A 230-nucleotide genomic window follows, 5' to 3' on the forward strand; every position below is an offset into this window, starting at 1 on the left:
CGCTTAAGTCACGATAATGATGACTATATTCAAAGACCTGAAACACCAGCATCATCGCACTGGTAAAGACCAAAGCAACGAGCACAGCATAAACAACAACTTTTTTCAGTCCCTTTCTGCTGGTTGGTAAAACGTCGTCATCATTCTTGTTGTTAATTCTCAGCCTTTTTGCTCTAAAAGCTCCGCCACACGTAGCCACGCACTACGCGACCGAGGATTTGGTTTTACTT

At 43.5% G+C, this 230-nt stretch carries 1 pseudogene; it reads right to left on the reverse strand.

What is annotated here, in order from left to right:
- Positions 1 to 157, reverse strand: a pseudogene (locus ACNQO6_RS18535) (cell division protein FtsL); the annotation flags it as partial.
- Between the last annotated feature and the right edge of the window lie 73 nt (positions 158 to 230).

It is taken from the genome of Acinetobacter calcoaceticus (assembly GCF_051947995.1).
Lineage (GTDB): Bacteria > Pseudomonadota > Gammaproteobacteria > Pseudomonadales > Moraxellaceae > Acinetobacter.